Source organism: Brevibacillus sp. HB1.4B, assembly GCF_013284285.1.
Classification (GTDB): Bacteria; Bacillota; Bacilli; order Brevibacillales; family Brevibacillaceae; genus Brevibacillus; species Brevibacillus porteri.
Map to the genome: position 1 here is coordinate 225,624 of NZ_JABSUT010000012.1, position 17,495 is coordinate 243,118.

General features: G+C 50.5%; 11 protein-coding genes. All 11 read right to left on the reverse strand.

Translation table 11 applies throughout. The features are described 5' to 3' along the window. Positions 1–68: 68 nt before the first annotated feature. Positions 69–1,742 carry a YcdB/YcdC domain-containing protein gene (locus HP398_RS25750; RefSeq protein ID WP_371736795.1) on the reverse strand — a complete coding sequence of 558 codons (1,674 nt, stop codon included), beginning with the start codon at positions 1,740–1,742 and terminating at the stop codon, positions 69–71. Positions 1,743–1,863: 121 nt separating this feature from the next. Then, positions 1,864–2,616 carry a hydrogen peroxide-dependent heme synthase gene (gene hemQ / locus HP398_RS25755; RefSeq protein WP_017252188.1) on the reverse strand — a complete coding sequence of 251 codons (753 nt, stop codon included), beginning with the start codon at positions 2,614–2,616 and terminating at the stop codon, positions 1,864–1,866. A 121-nt stretch (positions 2,617–2,737) separates the two neighbouring features. Further along, positions 2,738–3,502: a glucosamine-6-phosphate deaminase gene (gene nagB / locus HP398_RS25760; RefSeq protein WP_017252189.1), complete on the reverse strand. Its 765-nt coding sequence runs from the start codon at positions 3,500–3,502 to the stop codon at positions 2,738–2,740. 38 nt (positions 3,503–3,540) lie between these two features. Beyond that, a complete protein-coding gene (locus tag HP398_RS25765) occupies positions 3,541–4,434 on the reverse strand; it encodes a MurR/RpiR family transcriptional regulator (RefSeq protein ID WP_069848228.1) in 894 nt (297 codons plus the stop codon). Positions 4,435–4,579: 145 nt separating this feature from the next. Continuing rightward, positions 4,580–11,134, reverse strand: a complete 6,555-nt coding sequence (locus HP398_RS25770) for a carboxypeptidase regulatory-like domain-containing protein (RefSeq protein ID WP_173624043.1) — start codon at positions 11,132–11,134, stop codon at positions 4,580–4,582. 159 nt (positions 11,135–11,293) lie between these two features. Continuing rightward, positions 11,294–11,659, reverse strand: coding sequence for a YisL family protein (locus tag HP398_RS25775; RefSeq protein ID WP_017252192.1), 366 nt, complete (start codon positions 11,657–11,659; stop codon positions 11,294–11,296). Positions 11,660–11,812: 153 nt separating this feature from the next. Then, entirely contained in the window at positions 11,813–12,817 is a 1,005-nt protein-coding gene (locus HP398_RS25780; protein WP_173624044.1) for a proline racemase family protein, read from the reverse strand. 43 nt (positions 12,818–12,860) lie between these two features. Continuing rightward, positions 12,861–14,300 carry an aldehyde dehydrogenase family protein gene (locus tag HP398_RS25785; protein ID WP_173624045.1) on the reverse strand — a complete coding sequence of 480 codons (1,440 nt, stop codon included), beginning with the start codon at positions 14,298–14,300 and terminating at the stop codon, positions 12,861–12,863. Positions 14,301–14,313: 13 nt separating this feature from the next. Next, positions 14,314–15,198, reverse strand: coding sequence for a dihydrodipicolinate synthase family protein (locus tag HP398_RS25790; RefSeq protein ID WP_173624046.1), 885 nt, complete (start codon positions 15,196–15,198; stop codon positions 14,314–14,316). Positions 15,199–15,231: 33 nt separating this feature from the next. Continuing rightward, on the reverse strand, positions 15,232–16,257 hold the full coding sequence (locus HP398_RS25795) for a 4-hydroxyproline epimerase (RefSeq protein WP_173624047.1): 1,026 nt from the start codon (positions 16,255–16,257) through the stop codon (positions 15,232–15,234). Then, positions 16,254–17,447, reverse strand: coding sequence for an NAD(P)/FAD-dependent oxidoreductase (locus tag HP398_RS25800; protein ID WP_173624048.1), 1,194 nt, complete (start codon positions 17,445–17,447; stop codon positions 16,254–16,256). The genes HP398_RS25795 and HP398_RS25800 overlap by 4 nt, the downstream gene beginning before the upstream one ends. Between the last annotated feature and the right edge of the window lie 48 nt (positions 17,448–17,495).

A 17,495-nucleotide genomic window follows, 5' to 3' on the forward strand; every position in this document is an offset into this window, starting at 1 on the left:
TTGCTGTTTCATCTCACTATACTGTATCAAAAAGTACCGGGGAACCAAAGACAAGCTTTCGTTAATTTTCAAAGGCGTCTATTCCTCTTGCGCTCCTCTGCAAAACTGTGCCACTTGCCATCTGCTGTGACGAGCCCTTTCTCTCCCACATAACGATAGACGAGGAGTGGTTGTTCGAGCATTTTATCACTTCCATAACTCCCCCTTACTTTTGGATGAAAGTAAGTGAGCATGAGCTTCTTGTTCTCTTTCACGACTTTTTTCGCCGTATTCAGATCGATACCATCTTTATTTTTGGGAGAAAGAGATGAATCACCCCAAGGTACATCGTTATACTCAGAGTTATACAGATCCACTGCTTCCCCTGACTCAGCGTCAACATCGACTTGAAAGATAGTATTATATACCGGTATGCCGTTTATGAGATAGCCAAATTCGATTTCATACGGTTCATCGTTTTCCCAGATTTCTTTGATCCTTTTCTCTCGCGGAACGTAATCGACCGCATAAATTTTTCCTAACTGATCGGAGTAGAATGTTTGTACGAGTTTTCGCGCACTCTCTTGTGCTTGTTCCCAGGTAATGCCCTTTTCTATTTTCTTGCTCTCTTCGTTGAACCTGATTTTTGTATTCACACTGTAATGGACTAAATTTCCAAGGGCGTCAATCGCTATTATTACAGTATCTGACTTTTCACCATCCCCTGGTTGCGAAATAAACTCGAAAAACCAGCTCATTTCATCAGATCCTGGGTTTGATTCAGTGATCCTGCCATTCGAACGGTATGTACCAGGGAGCTTTTTGAGCTGTTGCTCTGCTATTTTTTGCGCCTCTTCTTTCGTAATGAGCTTTCGTTCTATTGGGGTTGGAGGAACGGTTTTCCCTAAAGGCTGTATCTTCCTTTCTTTAGCAACCTGTCCATACGAATCGAGCATCTTTCCTGTGATGGCATCGACAAATTGTGGGTCGATTCTCTGGAATTCATTCACGAGCTGGTATGATTCAGATTCCTGACGAAAGCTGGACGCCATATCCTTGTACAAAAATGTTGGAGTCGCCCCTTCATCCCATTTCTTCTCAGCTTCCGCTATCTCTATGACTTTCGAAGCATCTGGTAGTTTCCCCTCTGTCCAGCGCCGCTCAAAATAGATCACTTCCCCATCATAGCCCACTATCAGTCGAAACCCATTTTCCAGAAAAGGAATCCCGTTTTCGATACGAGTAAAGTTGACATCTATTCCCGGTTTAGCACGCGTATGGAAAATGTCCGAATCAGGATATTCATTGGGCTTGGATAAACGGCTCCGTTCTTCTTCTGTCGCTACTTGCTTAAGAAATTGAGTCGCCACTTGAAACGCCTGATCTTCCGTAAGCTTCTTTTGATTTGTATCCAATTTCCGTTCTTCCCCACGATACTCATATACCCATATTTCCCCTGATATTGCATCCTGTTGAACACCAAAATTTCTACCATTTTCCTTACTCCAGCTGGTATACCATATTGAATTTCCCCATAACATTTCAATGCCGTCCACGAATTCGGCACTTAGCAGCTTGTACTCACCAAGATTCTTCAACTGTTTCTGGGCAAGCGCGATTGCCTCTTCCTCCGAAAGTGTCTTCTCGGCTGCATGTACGACTGGAGCCAAACTTCCAGCCGCTCCTGTAGCGAACACAGTCGTCATCAAAATGGACAATGTCACGCCGAGTGAAAGTCCCCACGATGAAGTACGTTTTAACACAAATCAACCTCTCCTCTCCAATTCCAAACAGACTAATTTTACCATTTTTGAAAAACAAAGGCTCACATAAAAAAATCCGCCAATGCGAAGATCTCGCACAGCGGATTTTTTGGGATGTTGATTATACTTCCAGCTTTTTCGCCAATGTTTCTACGTTCAATACGTTTCCTACGAGGAAGTTGCCGAATTCACCGAAGCGCGCACTCACTTCATCAAAGCGCATTTCGTAGACGATATGCTTGAATTCCAGCGGATCGTTGGCAAAGAGGGTAACCCCCCACTCCCAATCGTCGAAACCAACGGAGCCACCGATGATTTGCTTCACGCGACCTGCGTAGGAGCGACCGATCAAGCCGTGGGAACGCATCATTTCTTGGCGCTCCTGCATGGAGAGCATGTACCAGTTGTCTTGCAGATCACGCTTTTTGTTCATTGGATAGAAGCAGATGTGCTCCCATTTTGGCAGGATCGGATAGAGGCGGTCGCGCACGTGCGGATTCGCTTTTGGATCTTCACCTGGGTTATGTACATAGTTGCTCAGCTCTACTACGGATACATACGAATAAGGAGCTTCTGTATAGGCAGCAAAGCGAGTTTTATTGAACGCTGTTTTGATCTCATCGAGTTCTTGCATGGTTGGACGCAGGAACATGAACACGAGGTCTGCTTTGTGTCCGAGGATGGAGTAGACAGCCGTGCTGCCTTGGTTCTCTCCCTCATTGGCTTCCCATGTGCGGATCAATGTATTCAGCTCGTCCAACGCTTCTTGGCGTTCTGCTGCGGACGCTGCTTTCCACTTTTCCCAATTGATGGTGCGGAAATTATGATACGTATACCAACCTTCTAATGTAAGCAACGCTTCGTTTGCGCTCATTCTAAATCAGCTCCTTTGAAAAATCTGGTGACCTTCTTGCAACATTCCCAGTATAGCATAAGGAACAAGTGCGTATTCGGAACAGATTGGTGAACAAGAAAAATGAAAACCAAGGGGCGCATTAGCTGCCGCTTGGTTTCGTTCCTGCCAGTACGGAGGTTGTCAGCTTACTCGCTGCCCCGTGATCCACAATGACCGTTACATTCGGATGCAGTTGCAATAAGGAAGCTGGTACATCTGCCGTAGGCTCACCCTCCAGCATCAATCGCACTGCCTCTGCCTTTGCCTCTCCACTTGCGAGAAGTACGACTTTTTTAGTGCCAAGAATCGTCTTGATCCCCATGGAAACTGCCTGAGTCGGAACCTGGTCCACACTATCAAAATAGCGGGCATTTGCTTCAATCGTACTGTCAGTGAGCTGGACCACGCGTGTCAATGATTCCGCAGAGGAGCCAGGCTCGTTGAAGCCAATATGGCCGTTATTGCCGATCCCCAGCACCTGGATGTCGATCCCGCCTGCCAAACGAATTGCTTCCTCATAGCGTGCACATTCTGCCAAATGATCTGTCGTATTCCCAGCTGGCACATGTGTTTTCTCCGCAGGAATATTGATGTGATTGAACAAGTTTTCTTGCATATACGAGCGATAGCTTTGCGGATGAGTCGAGGAAAGTCCGACGTATTCATCCAGATTAAAGCTGCTCGCTTGCGAAAAATCGATGCTCTCTGCTTGCGACAGCTTGATCAGCTCACGGTACATCCCTACTGGTGTGCCTCCGGTTGCAAGGCCAAAGACGGTCTTCGGATTTGCTTTTACTTCGCTTACGAGCATTTCAGCAGCTTTTCTGCTGAGCTCCGCGTAATCTTTCACGATCACGAGCTTCATTTCCAACCACTCCTATCCAATATAAGTTCAGAATGCTTTTAGTATTTTCTCTCCAGTACAGCCTTCGCTGTTCTCTCTTTATATAAAAGGGCCTTTTCCTTGTTGCGCATTGTTATTGTGGTACTAATAACATCCAGTACATGCAGCTGTGCAATTTTTGCTGCGAGAGAGCCTCCCTGCAACGGACCTTCTTGCGCTGCGGTCAGAAGCGTAATGTCCGCTACATTCGTAATCGGTGAACGTCGATAGTGCGTCAGGCAAATGCAAGTTGCGCCTGCCTGCTTGGCGACTTTCAATGAATCAATGGTGTCTTTCGTACTGCCGGATACAGACAAGCCGATCGCGACATCCCCCGGTCCCAGAGTCGCTGCAGCCATCGCTTGCAGATGTGATTCATTAAAAGCGTCCACTCGAAGCCCGATCCGCAAGAACGTGTACTTGGCATCCTGTGCTGTTACCGCTGACGTACCTACTCCGTAAAAATGGATCGTGTTTGCTTTTTGCAAAAGGTCTACACAGCGCTCCAGCTGTTCGATCTGAAACAGGGCTGAGGTATCCCCAATCGCCTGTTGATTGGTTGCGGTTACTTTGTGCGTGATGATATCCAGTGAATCGTCTTCTCCTACTTCGCCATGCAAGTTTTTGACTGGATTAACCAATTCTTGCGCCAATGCCAGCTTGAATTCCTGATAGCCATGGAAGCCTATTTTCCTGCAAAATCGCAAAACGGTCGTCTCACCAACTCCCGCCTTTTCGGCAAGGTCAATCACCGATGAATAAATCACGCTATCTGTCTGCTGTAGGACGATGTGGGCAACCTTTTGCTCCGATTTCGTAAAGGAGGGAAGGAGACTCTGAATATGCAAAAGCGTATTTGTCTTCGTGATGGTAGCTGTCAATGGATGGGACAGCTCCTCCTGCTGTTTCACCATATGGCTCGCTCCCCCTTGAATAAAAGTCAGGATTTTCTCAATTGTTTTTACCCAAAACAAAATAGCTGTATTTCTACAGCTATTATATCAAAAAAGGAGTTATCCGCCATATTAAATATTTTTAGTGGAGTAATTCTCCAAAATGTCAAAATGGGGTAAACAAAATGGTCGGACATGCTGCGACCCGCAAAGATCCGCTCATTGCTGCTGGAAGCAGAACCAGATCGAGCGTTACGATTTCCCCTGCACCTAGCGTCACTGTCCCTCTCGCTTCTCCACTCCCCATCGCATTGGCAACAACCAAGTAGGAGCCAGGATCAAGATCAGTCACCTTATACTTGCCAAAGCTGTCTGTTTGGACCACCACCGTCTTTCTGATTGGTTGATTCACCGTTTGCACATACACGGTCGCTCCAGCAACTGGCAAACCTGTCAAACCGGATCGAACCGTTCCTTGTATCGTACCCGTTTGAGAAAGGCGGATGATGATAAAGGTTGTTTGGTTCGGCAAAACGACCACTTGTGCCTGACCGGTACCAATGCCCGGGATGGTCCCGATAACGGTATACGTCCCCGGAGCGACATTGACAAAATGGAAGGTTCCATCCGGCTCAGCCAGAATATTTTGCAGGCGAATCTGAGCTGAGTTGAATAGCGATAATTGAATATTGTTTCCGCTAGCTTGGGTTCCGTCCGGCAAGAGAACAATCCCGGATATCGTTCCCACGATTGGCAATAGCTCTACTGTCGTTACGGTCGTCTGTCCACCTGCGACCGTAACTGTACTGTAATGTGTACCGAAGCCATCTGCGCTTGCGATGACATTGTACACGCCAGCCGTCAAGCCATTCACCTGGAATTGCCCACTCTGGTTCGTAACGGTGTTGGCAACAAACAAGCCGTTAGAAAATAGCTGAATCGCAACAGCTGCCCCTGTGATCGGGAGTCCCGTCAACTGATTGGTCACCTGTCCGAAGATGCTGCCTGGTAGAGGAGACATCGTCAGAATGACTCCGCCAAGTGTCTGTCCAGCAGTCACGGTGATACTCTGCGTTGCCGCTGCGTAGTTGTCTTCACTTGCGCTTATGAAATACGTTCCTGGCGGCAGATTGCCAACAGCGAAGTTGCCCAGGTTATCCGTAATCGCACTGCCGAACAATGTCCCGTGAGAATCCTTCACTTGTATCAATGCATTCGGAACAACTCCTCCACCAGCACCCTGTACCTGACCTGTTACAGCAGCTGGAAAAGGGGGCAGCCCCACTTCAATCGTAGTGGTCTGTCCGGAAAAGATCGTCGCACCAACAGGCTGGGTGGTGTAGTTTTGAGCGCTAATCGCAAGTGTATAGGTTAAGGGGGCCAAGCCGTCGATTTTAAACTGACCGAGACCGTCCGTAATCGTCCGAGACAACAAGTTGTTTGTGCCAGGGAAAAAGATCAAAACTTCCGCCCCTACCAGTGGCGTACCATCAAGTGCATCCCTGACAGTGCCCTGCAAAACACCAGGATTCGGGTCCAGTGGGATATTGACTGTAGCAGTACCCCCAGGCGCTACATCAAAGGAGACACTCTCCCTCTGATAGCTTTCGTTCCTTGCCAAAATGGTGTAATTTCCAGCCACAAATCCATCAATGAAGTAAATTCCCTGAGCGTCTGTCTGGGTAGAAAAGAGAATCGTGTTATTGTTGCCCAGCAAGCGGACGAGCGTATTCGGCAAAGGCGTGCTGAGAATGGCGTCACTAATTTCTCCTGTAACACTTGCAGGCAGATTCGGCAGAGAAAAATCAAGACCGGTAGTCGCTCCCAATCCGACCATAGCTGTTGAAGCCTCAGCAGCGAATCCCGTAGCACTTGCGATCAGTGTATAGCTCCCCGGGGAAAGTCCACTCACCATATACTGACCTTGCGCATTCGTCAGGACAATAGCCAGAATCGTTCCAGACGGACTTCCCTGTCGAACAGTAATGACCGCACCGGCAATCGGCAAGGCCGTACCTTCCTCTCGCACTGTACCAGCTATCCCACCGGGCAACTCGTTTAACGCAAAGCTTAATACAGACGCAACGCCTGCTTGTATCTGTGCGCCAGCCACATCGCTTGCATATCCAGTTGCATTGACATTGACGGTGTACCCTCCAGGAGCCAGCCTATCAAGTGAAAAGTTACCCGTTGCATCAGTCAATACGGAGCCCACAGCGGCACGGGTGCTGTCGAAGACGATTACCGTTGCACCAATGATCGGCAAGCCCGTCTCCAGATCAGTCACAACACCGGATAAACTGCCGGGATTGGGAACTAATTGCTGCTGAAAGTTGGTGGTCATGCCCCCTTGCAAAATAACCGCCTGCGAGACAGATACAAAATTCAGCGCAGAAACGGTTACATTTACGACACCCGGCGGAAGCTTCTCTGCCAAAAAATTGCCTTGATCATCTGTCAATAATTGAGCAAGCACAACGCCATGGCCATCCGTAATGAGCACGGTGCTTCCCGGAATCCCGAATCCCGTCATCTGATTGGTCACCACACCCGAGATAGCCGCAGGCAAGTCAGGTAACGTGACGGTCGTTGAAGTTGCCGTATTGGCCGTCACGATCACGCCGATACTTCCTACGGCATAGCCAGGCGCTGACGCGATAACGGTGTAAACACCGGGAGCGACACTCCCAATGAAAAATACACCTGATTCATTCGCGAGCAAGCTCTGTATGACGGCTTGATTGCTATCCATCAGCTTGACGTTGATTTCGCTTCCCATAACAGGTACACCCAAGCTGTTTATGACACTTCCCACGATGGACCCAGGCATTGGCAAGAGCGCCACACTAGCCCCCGTCGTTTCTCCACTGACTACATTGGCCCCTACTGATTGATCAGCATAGCTAGGCGCGCTTACCGTGACGGTATAAGCACCAGGCAACAGATGTTGAATCAAATAGCTACCCGTCTGGTCGGTACTTGCTGTAGCCACTACATTTCCGTTACTGATGGAACGAATCAGTACAACGGCGCCTGCAATGATTATCGCGGGATTCGTCGCATCCGTCACCTGTCCACTAATCCCGCCTGCATTTGCCTCAAGGGTAAAGTCTACTCCGGTCTTATTTTCACCGGGTCCAAGTGTAACACCAACCGAGCCTGTAACATATGCAGGGGCACTTGCCACCACGACATATGATCCAGTAGGCAGGTTGCCAATTGTATAGGCCCCGTTTGAATCCGTATAGCCAAAGCCAATTGTCGTCTCATTCAAATCCAGTATACGGACAACGGCATTGACAATCGGCTGCATCCCCGTGTCTAGCACGGTTCCAGAAATACTGGCCGGATTCGGGGTAAGCGCAAAGGAAACGTTGGCCGTCTGCCCAGGCTGTACGATCGCCCCAACAGATTGAACAGCGTAGCCAGGAGCGGTAGCTGTAAGGATATAAGAGCCAGGTGCGACCCCTGAAAATGAAAATGCCCCATTTCCATCTGCGACGACAGTACCAATCAACAGGTTATTGATATCAAACAATTGAATGGTAGTTCCCGGAACGACAGGTGCTACTGTCCCGCTAATAAAACCGAAATCCTGATTGAGCTGAAGCTGGACAGGAGTAGTTGTATTCGCGAGCACAACGGCTCCGACATGATTGGTTTGAAAGCCATCCGCTAAAGCCCTGATGACGTATTGACCTGCTGCCAAGCCCGTGATAACAAAGCTTCCTTGACTATCGCTGTATACCGAATGCACGACGGAGCCATTGAAATCGAGTGCATTTACCTGTGCACCGGCAATCGGCTGTAACGTCCCTGCAGCGAGCACCTGTCCTTGGATCTCACCCGGACTCGCAAACAACGACAAGCTGACAGGCGTATTCGTATTCGCAAGTACAGTGGCGGAAGCACTGTTCGTTTCATAATTGGTTGCACGTGCGGTAATCGTGTAAACTCCGGGTGCAAGCCCTGTGATCACGTAATTTCCAGACAGATCGCTATTTGCATGGGCGATGATTGCCCCAGCTTGGTTCAACACGCTAACCTCTATCGAAGCACCTGTGACAGGCAGACCCGACGTAGCATCGAAAATCGAACCTGAAATACTTCCCGGCAAATCTGCCAGCTGTACATTCACCGTTGTTGTCGTCAATGAGGTGACGACTGCCCCTGTGATCACTGTCGTTTTATCTGGAGCAGATACGATGACAACGTACGCCTGCGGTAGCAAATTAGGTACCACATACTGTCCGTTTCCATCAGTCAATACCGTAGCGACAACAGCACCTGCTGCCGTATTTTCCCTAATGATGACAGTGGCACCCTGAATCGGCTGATTGCCGCTGTCGACCACCTGTCCTGCGATTGATCCCGGAGAAGCTTGCAGGACAAAAGCAAGGGACGCTATTTCCTGAGGCAGCACAGTTGCCCCCAACACAACAGTGGAATATCCAGAAGCCGACGCGGTTACGGTATACGTGCCTGGGGCCAAGTGCGGGAAAGAAAAGGTGCCAGCGCTGTCGGTAATGGCCTGCGCCACAGGAACAATTCCCTTCATTACAATGACAGTGGCATTACCAAGCGGATTGCTCCCTGTGTCCGAGACAGTCCCATTCAATACCCCTGCCAGCTTTTCCAATTGGAGGTCAACCGTTGTAGTAGCTCCAGCAATGATTCCTATCCCAACCGTTTGGCCCGCATACCCCTCTGCAGCAGCCGCAAGGACATAGGTTTCGGGACCTAGTAAAGATAAGGAGTAGTCTCCATTCACGTCGGTTAATGTCTCTCCTACAGCAATTCCCGAACGAGTTACCACCTTGATGCTCGCATTTGGGATTTCCTCACCCGTTTGCGCATCGGAAATGGTTCCACTTACCGTTCCAAATGCAGTCGCCAAAGAAAAATCAAGGACTTTGGCATCACCCGCTTGCAGACTGATTCCAGCTAATTGTGTGGAAAAGCCTGCGGCACTGACACGGATTTGATAAACACCCTCTGCGAGCTTGGTCAGCAGATACGTGCCAGCTCCATTTGTCGTCGTTTCCGTCAGCGTAATACCTGTCTGGTTCAGCACTTCCACCAATGCCCCGGCAATCGGTATACCACCCGGACCTGTCACCAGACCGGATAGCTGGGCAACGGATGTCTGGAGCACTACATTTTGTGTAGTCGTCTGGGCTCGAATGACATTGATTGCGACTGTTGCTGGCTGGAATGTATCCGCACTGACTGCAAGGGTATAGGCACCCGGCACGACATTGGTAAACGAATAGGTCCCCCCTCCCCCTGTCACTGTCTGGTTTACGGTCACGCCTGTCGTATTAATGAGCTTTACCACTGCCCCTGATATGGGTGCCAATCCGGTATTTGTTATCGTCCCATTCACCTGACCTGGACTCGGAGGAAGCAGAATGTCTGATCTTGTGGTTTGCCCTGCTAAAACGCTCACGAACTGAATTTTGGGGTCATAAGTCGGCGCGGTCACCGACACAGAATACAGACCAGGAGCCAATCCCGTAAACGAATAGGCACCATCTGTGTCCGTTGTCGTCGTACCGATTAGTACGGGAATCGAATCATACAGCTCGACATGCGCACCTGCCACAGGCAAGTTCGTGGACTGGTCAAGCACTACGCCAGCAACACTTCCAGCCAAGTTAACCGTGATGACAATATTATCCTGAACAGGAGAAAGCATCCCGCCAGAAAAGCTATCTACGCCCGTGACTGTCGCTGTGTTTAACCGCCGCGTTCCGACTGGAGAGACCGCGAAAACCCCATTGACCGTAAATGACAAGCTGGCAGTAGAACCAGCGGCCAAATTGCCGATCGTCCAGCTGAGCACCTTCGTGAGGGGATTATAGATGACAGAGCCGATACTTGTTGTATTTACTGTAAAAGCCGTTACCTGATCCAGCTCATTCAAATCGTTGACAACGACTGTCGTTGCCTGGCTCTTCCCCGTATTGGTAACACTGATCGATCCCGTCCATTGCGATAGTTGTCCTGTGGTAACGACTGCCGGTCCTGCTGTTAGCTGCTTGTCGATTGCGAGACTGGCCCGTACGTCTCCCGTCGCTATGGTAGTCGTATTGCTCAAGGAATTGACAAAGCTAAAACCTTCACTGGTCCGCAGAGAGTCCTTGTTGTAATTGTTGTCATTGGTAGAGGTAAAGGGCAGGAATTGAAGGGAAGTAAGGGAGGTAACACCGATCGTTGAAAAAAAAGTAGCAGCTGGCATGACGAGATCAATGAAGTAATCAGGATTGCCGCTGAAATTAGAGCCGTCATTCGTCAGCCGCACACGAGCTGTGTCAAAATTGATAATCGGCGCTTGCCAGTTCGGCGCTCCACTGCCGTTTGTGCCCTCTGCCTGATCCGTCCACGAGTTGAATTCAACAATCGTGTTTTGAATCAACGCAATACGATTACGCAAGCCTTGCACACCCAACATCCACTGGTATGTGCCAGCCACCCCAGTTGTATTGATTAAATATCCCCAGGCAAAATTTTGAAAGCCTGTTTTCTGCGAATTTCTTGGATCTTCGTTGACTCTCATCCGAAAGTAAAGATTCGTTCCATCATACGCCAAAAAGACAACGGGAAACGTAGAGTTTCCTACCATGTCGGCAGAGCCGGGACTTTCATCGTTTGGGACGTCTCCGAATGGACTTCCCCCGAGCATAAACGGGATGAATTGACTGTCAGAAGGATAGGCCATTTTTCCTCACCTCTCCCCTCTAACATATGTACATAGAGTGATATGGCCCCGGCCCTCCCTTTGCTAATTGGCTTGTCCGTGCCCGTCCCAACAAAAAAAGGGCCTTCGCCCGCAAATATTTCTTGCGAGGAAACCCTTTTCCTTCCCGTATTGCCTATCTTACATAAATACGCGATAGCCAAGCAGAATAACCAGCACCAAAACGACAATACAGCCGATGAAGAAGCCGATGCTGCCTTCTTGTCGCTTTGCTTTGCCCAGAGACATTTCCATCAAACCAAAGGCGATAACCGCGATGATGCCCTTCATGTAGAAATAGAAATCTGTTGCGTGACCCACGAAAAGCATCCAAGCTCCCGATACAAGAATGATGACCATCATGAGTCTGAGCAGCATATGTACGATCTTGCCTGCTTTTGCTTTACCCACGCGATACAGGATGTAGGCAACGATCAAGAGCACGAATGCGACTTCCCAGCTACCCACATGCGCTTCAATTAACGCTTTGTACGGCAAAAAATTCAACCCCTTTACTCCTAAATTCAATCTTGTCCATTATACCAGAAGAAGGGGAAAAATGCTGATGTCCCAATGCGTGGCAGTATTGTGACCAGGCATTTTGGGGAATGAAGAAGAGGCTGCCTGTGATCGGCAACCTCTTTTTTCTAGCAAACGATCCTATCGCAGTAAAAATCCGTCTTTCAGCGGGTCCGTAGGGTCAACGACAAATTGATGCAGACCTGTGATGAACGCCGTTCCTTCTATGCTCGGAATGACAGCCGGATAGCTCCCCACCTGTGTGGTGGCTACCACCTTGCCGATAAACTGGCTCCCGACAATTCCTTCATGGACAAACGATTCTCCAGCGGACAGCTTGCCTCGCGCATGCAAAGTGGCTACGCGAGCCGCAGTACCTGTACCGCATGGTGAGCGATCGATCTGTTTGTCGGCGAAAATCGTCACGTTACGTAGGTCTGATCCTTTCACTCTCGGCTTATCCGAGATAATCACCCCGTAGATGCCTTTGAGCTCAGGCTCCAACGGATGAACAACCTCCATTGTCGCCTCGACTTGTTCCTTGATTCGCTTGCCCCACTCTTGCAGCTCGGCCAATTGCTCAATTTCTACCTGAACCCCGATATCCTCCGCCTGTACTACTGCATAGAAGGCTCCGCCAAAAGAAATGTCCACTGAAAAGGTACGTCCTTCCCACTCAACAGGAACGTCTTGTGCCAAAACAAAAGAGGGGACATTTTCAAACGAGACGGAATGGACCAGCGATTCTTCCGCGTTAGCGTGTGCAATGATTCTTCCTGCTGGACTGTCAATCACGATACGCTCTGTTGGATCTTCCAGCCGAAGGATTCCAGTCTCAATGGCAGCCGTCACAACCGCAATGATTCCATGCCCGCACATGGTACTGTAGCCCTCGTTATGCATGAACAGCACTCCAAATGCCGCATCTGGACTGACGGGCTCTGTCATGACACAACCGTACATCCCATGATGCCCGCGCGGCTCATACATAAGGATCCGCCGGATATAGTCCAGCTTCTCCCGAAAATAGCGCCGCTTCTCTAAAATCGTTTTGCCCGCGAGCGGTGGGATGCCGCCTGTTATGATGCGCAGTGGCTCCCCTCCGGTATGGGCCTCGACTGTCGTAAACAACTGATTGATGTGCATAACATCCTCACCTTTTTATGCGATTGGCGAAAAGCTCGATGGATCACCACGCGTATTTGATCGCGCATGTTTTCGTCGTACTGTAGAAATCAAGCGCCGCCTGACCCTGCTCCCGTGTATGTGAGCTGGACAGCTTCATGCCGCCAAATGGAGCCTGGTATTCCACACCTGCCGTCTCCTGATTGACCCGAACCATTCCCGCCTGCGCCACATCCAAGAAGCGATGGGCACTCGCCAAATCTCGGGTGAACAGCGAAGCGCTTAGTCCGTATACAGACTGGTTGCACAGCTCCACTGCCTCGTCAAAACCGTCTGCTGTCAAAAGCACAGCCAATGGTCCGAACACTTCCTCCTGAACGAGGCGATGATTGGCAGCGACACCCTCGACAATTTGGGGACGGATGTAATAACCTTGCTCCTCTTTTGCATATGATGGGCTTTGGGCAATGACTGTTGCTGCATCTTTAGCCAATGCGATGTATTGCCCAACCGTCTCATACTGTGCAGCCGAGGCAACTGGCCCCAAGTACGCTTCCAAATCGCTAGCATCTCCTACCCGGCACGTCTCCATAGCCGATTGCAATCGCTCGACCAGTGGCTGATAGATCGCTTTTTCTACAATGATCCTGCTGGTAGCCGTACATTTTTGACCAGCCGATCGAAACGCGCCACTGAGCAAAATCGGAACCGTTTTATCCAGATCGGCATCAGCCAAAACGACTGCCGCATTTTTTCCGCCCATCTCGGTTTGATACTTGATATTGCGACCCGCGCACGCGATGGCAATCTGTCTGCCTGTTTCAGATGAGCCAGTAAAGCTGACTGCATCGACTTCAGCTTCATTCGTGAGTGTATTGCCGATCTCTCGGCCCTTGCCAATCACCAGATTCAACACACCCGCTGGCAGCTTTGTTTCCGCAAATATTTCAGCTAATCGTGTCGCTGTGAGCGAACCATTTTCCGCTGGCTTCCAGATGACTGTATTCCCGCAAATGAGTGCAGGGGCGATCTTCCAGATGGGGATCGCAACGGGGAAGTTCCATGGAGTGATGACCGCCACGACTCCGAGCGGGATACGACGGCTGTATTGCAGAACGTTCGTATCTGAAGAGGGAATCAGGTTGCCGTTGGAACGCATCCCTTCTCCGGCATAATAGCGCAACAGACTGACCCCGCGCGCCACTTCTCCGCGCATCTCGCCAAGCTGCTTGCCCATTTCCCGGCTTGCCAGCTGTGCCAAGCTGTCTGCATTTGCCTCCAGTGCGGCAGCCATTTGAAAAAGGATTTCGCCACGAGCCGCCCCCGTTTGTTTTGACCAGCCGATCTGTGCCGCACGAGCTGCCTGTTCAGCGGCAAAAACATGTGACCGATCAGACAGGTGCAGAACGCCGACTTCTTCTGTGATACGCGATGGGTTCTTGACCGTTAGTTCCTTCCCTGACGGCGTCATCCATTCGCCGCCAATCCAGTTTTTGCTGTGCATTCTGCCCGTCCCCCTATCGTCCACTTGCAGCGCCGACAGCGTAGTCAAACGCCTTTTTAATGCCCGCGTAGTATTCTTCAGACAGCGGCAGACGCGGCGGACGAGTCGGTCCTACTGGGAAGTCTGCCAGCTCCATCATGTATTTGATCGACTGTACCAATTGTGGACTCGCGTCGTAGTGGAACAACGGCAACAATCGACGATAAAGCGCCTGTGCCTCGGCGAGCTTGCCTGCCCGTGCCAGACGGAACAGCTCCACGCCTTCTTTTGGCAGTGCATTCGGTACACCTGAGATCCAGCCTGTCGCCCCGATCAAGCCACCCTCCATGACGAGATCGTCTACACCGACCATGACTTCTAAATCCGTCAGGGCAAGAATGTCCTGCATGCGGCGTACGTCTCCGGTGAATTCCTTCACCGCGACGATATTTTCAAACTTCGCCAGTCTTGCCAAAATGTCCGGTGTCAGGTCGATTTTGTAATCGTGAGGATTGTTGTAGGCAATAATCGGCAGCCCGACTGTGTTCAGTGCCTCATAGTGGGCAAACACTTCATTTTCCAATGGCTTGTAGTTAATCGGAGGCAAGGCCATTACGCCTGCTGCTCCCGCATCCTTGGAGAATTGCACCCATTCCACTGCTTGACGGGTAGACGGAGCAGCAGAGCCTACAACCACTGGTACTCGACCTTTTGCGGCAGCGATCACGGTATGAATAACTTTTGCCCGCTCTTCTCCTGTCATTGTCGCGTATTCTCCCAGCGAACCGGACGGAACCAGACCGTCTACGCCCTCTTGAATCAACCAGTCACACAATTCTGTCAAACGTTTGTAATCCACCTCATAGTCGCTTGTAAACGGTGTGACAATCGCCACGTATACTCCTTCAAATCTTGCCATTTTTCATTCTCCTCTCACGTTTGGGTTTGTGTTTTAATGATCAGTTGCGGCTGGTATGAGCAAAAAGCCATTCGCCTGCTCGTCTTCCGGATTGTAAAAAATCGTATGCTTGCCCATCAGCCAGGCCGAGCCTGCAATTCGGGTGATGACAGCAGGCAGCCCTCCTTCTTCCGTCACCTGCAGCACTCTTCCTGTAAACAGAGAACCGACGATGCTCTCATGAACAAACGGTTCGTCTATCCCGATCTCCCCTTTGGCAAACAGAGTCGCCAGCTTGGCGGAAGTGCCCGTTCCACATGGCGATCGGTCGATTCCGCCCGGCGGTACGACGACGGTATTTTTCACATCTGCTCCCGGATTATCAGGGGCCGTAAAGAACTCCACATGGGTCAGTCCGCGAATAAACGGCTTCTCTGGATGAACGATCTCCATGGCCTGATTAATCGCTTTTCGAATCGTGACAGCCGTATCGACAATGGTGGATGCATGGGCTGGCGTCAGTTCGAGATTGAGCTTGCGTGCATCTGTGATGGCATAAAAGTTTCCACCGTACGCAATATCGCAGGTCACCGCTCCAATCCCTTCTACATCTACCGTCACATCTTGCTGATAGAGGAAGGCTGGAATGTTCACAAACGATACTTCCTTGGCTTTTCCTCCCTCTACCTGTATGTCTACCTCGACCAGTCCTGCTGGCGTATCGAGCGTAAGCTTTGTCACCGGCTCAGTCACGGGGATCATGCCTGTCTCCACCAGCGCGGTGCATAGACCGATCGTATCGTGGCCGCACATCGGCAAGTATCCGCCTGTCTCGATATAGATCACTCCCACATCCGCATCCGGATGGCATGGGTCAACAATCAAGGCACCCGACATCACATCATGCCCGCGCGGCTCATACATCAAAAACGTGCGAATCCAGTCGTACTCGTCCTTCATCTGCAGCATTTTTTCTCCCATCGTGGCCCCAGTAAGCTTTGGCAGACCACTGATTACCGTCCGGGTAGGGTTTCCCCCGGTATGCGTGTCAATGGTGGTAAACACCCTCGTTGCTTTCATGGATGCAACACTCCTTTTTTCGTAAACCGTTCCAAACGCAGCGGCTCTGTCGGAATGATGGTGTCTGTCTGATCGACTAGCATCTCGGACACCAGCTTGCCTGTGACGGCAGCCAGACTGATTCCATCTCCTTCATGACCAGCCGCGATAAAGTAACCAGGAACTTTTTCTACGCGAGAAATAATCGGCAAGTGGTCCTCTGTCCACGGGCGCAAACCGCAATACGTGCGGATGATGGCGAAGTCGGCGATCTTCGGATAAAAGCGCAGTGCTCTTCTCGCCATGCACCTGACGACATTCAGATCAATCCGCGAATCGAAGCCTACAAACTGACGACTGGAGCCAATCAAGAAGTTCTGGCTTTCTGTCGGTTCAAATACGAGCGCGACTCCATACTTCTCTGTCTCCTCATCTACTTGTCGCACTCCGCCAAACTTCGAGATGAGGTAGCCGAACTCCATCACCTTTCGCACGCCGACAGGCATCTGTCTCGAGGCAACGATCAAATGCCCTTTGCGCGGAACGATCGGAATATCTACCCCGACCATGTTGCCAATGACTGGCGCCCATACTCCCGCGGCGTTGACGACCTGCTTGGCTGTCATGCTGCCTGTACCAAGCCCGATGTGAAACGTCCCCGTCGCCTGATCACGTCTGAGAGACTTGACCTCTGTACGGCGCATAATCTTCGCTCCATACTTTTTCGCTCCTTCAAACAGGGCAAAGGTCAGCATGTACGGATTGACGGTAGAATCGGTGGCGCATTCCAAGCCTCCCAGCAAGTCGTTGGCAAAGTAAGGCGACTCCTGCCGAATATCCGATCGGTCCAGCATCCGAAATGGCAGTCCGACTTCCTTTTGCCGTCTCACCCATTCATGAGCGGCTTCCATCTCTGCCTCTGATTCGCAGACGAGAATGCTTCCCGGCGCCCGATATTCAAACGTATGGTCCAGCTCCCGGCTCAGCTGATCAACGAGCATCTGGCTTTTCAGGGACATCTGACTGTCAAAGCCGGGGTCCTTGTCGATCGCTAAAATATTCCCGTCACAGCGTGAGGACGTCCCTGATGCCAACTCGCCTTTTTCCAGGACAACGACATCCAATCCAGCCTTCGCAGCGTAATACGCAATCGCCGCACCGATTATGCCACCGCCGATTACCGCAATCTGCGCATGGGTTTGTACTGTCATGCTGATTCTCCTCAAATGCGTATTCTGCTACTCTCTTACTCTTTTTTG

Coding starts and splice junctions, on each gene's coding strand:
- HP398_RS25765 (WP_069848228.1), bottom strand. CDS start 4,434: ATGGTGAAACAGCAGGAGGAGCTGTCCCATCCATTGACAGCTACCATC.
- hemQ (WP_017252188.1), bottom strand. CDS start 2,616: ATGAGCGCAAACGAAGCGTTGCTTACATTAGAAGGTTGGTATACGTAT.
- HP398_RS25790 (WP_173624046.1), bottom strand. CDS start 15,198: ATGGCAAGATTTGAAGGAGTATACGTGGCGATTGTCACACCGTTTACA.
- HP398_RS25770 (WP_173624043.1), bottom strand. CDS start 11,134: ATGGCCTATCCTTCTGACAGTCAATTCATCCCGTTTATGCTCGGGGGA.
- HP398_RS25780 (WP_173624044.1), bottom strand. CDS start 12,817: ATGCACATCAATCAGTTGTTTACGACAGTCGAGGCCCATACCGGAGGG.
- nagB (WP_017252189.1), bottom strand. CDS start 3,502: ATGAAGCTCGTGATCGTGAAAGATTACGCGGAGCTCAGCAGAAAAGCT.
- HP398_RS25785 (WP_173624045.1), bottom strand. CDS start 14,300: ATGCACAGCAAAAACTGGATTGGCGGCGAATGGATGACGCCGTCAGGG.
- HP398_RS25800 (WP_173624048.1), bottom strand. CDS start 17,447: ATGACAGTACAAACCCATGCGCAGATTGCGGTAATCGGCGGTGGCATA.
- HP398_RS25795 (WP_173624047.1), bottom strand. CDS start 16,257: ATGAAAGCAACGAGGGTGTTTACCACCATTGACACGCATACCGGGGGA.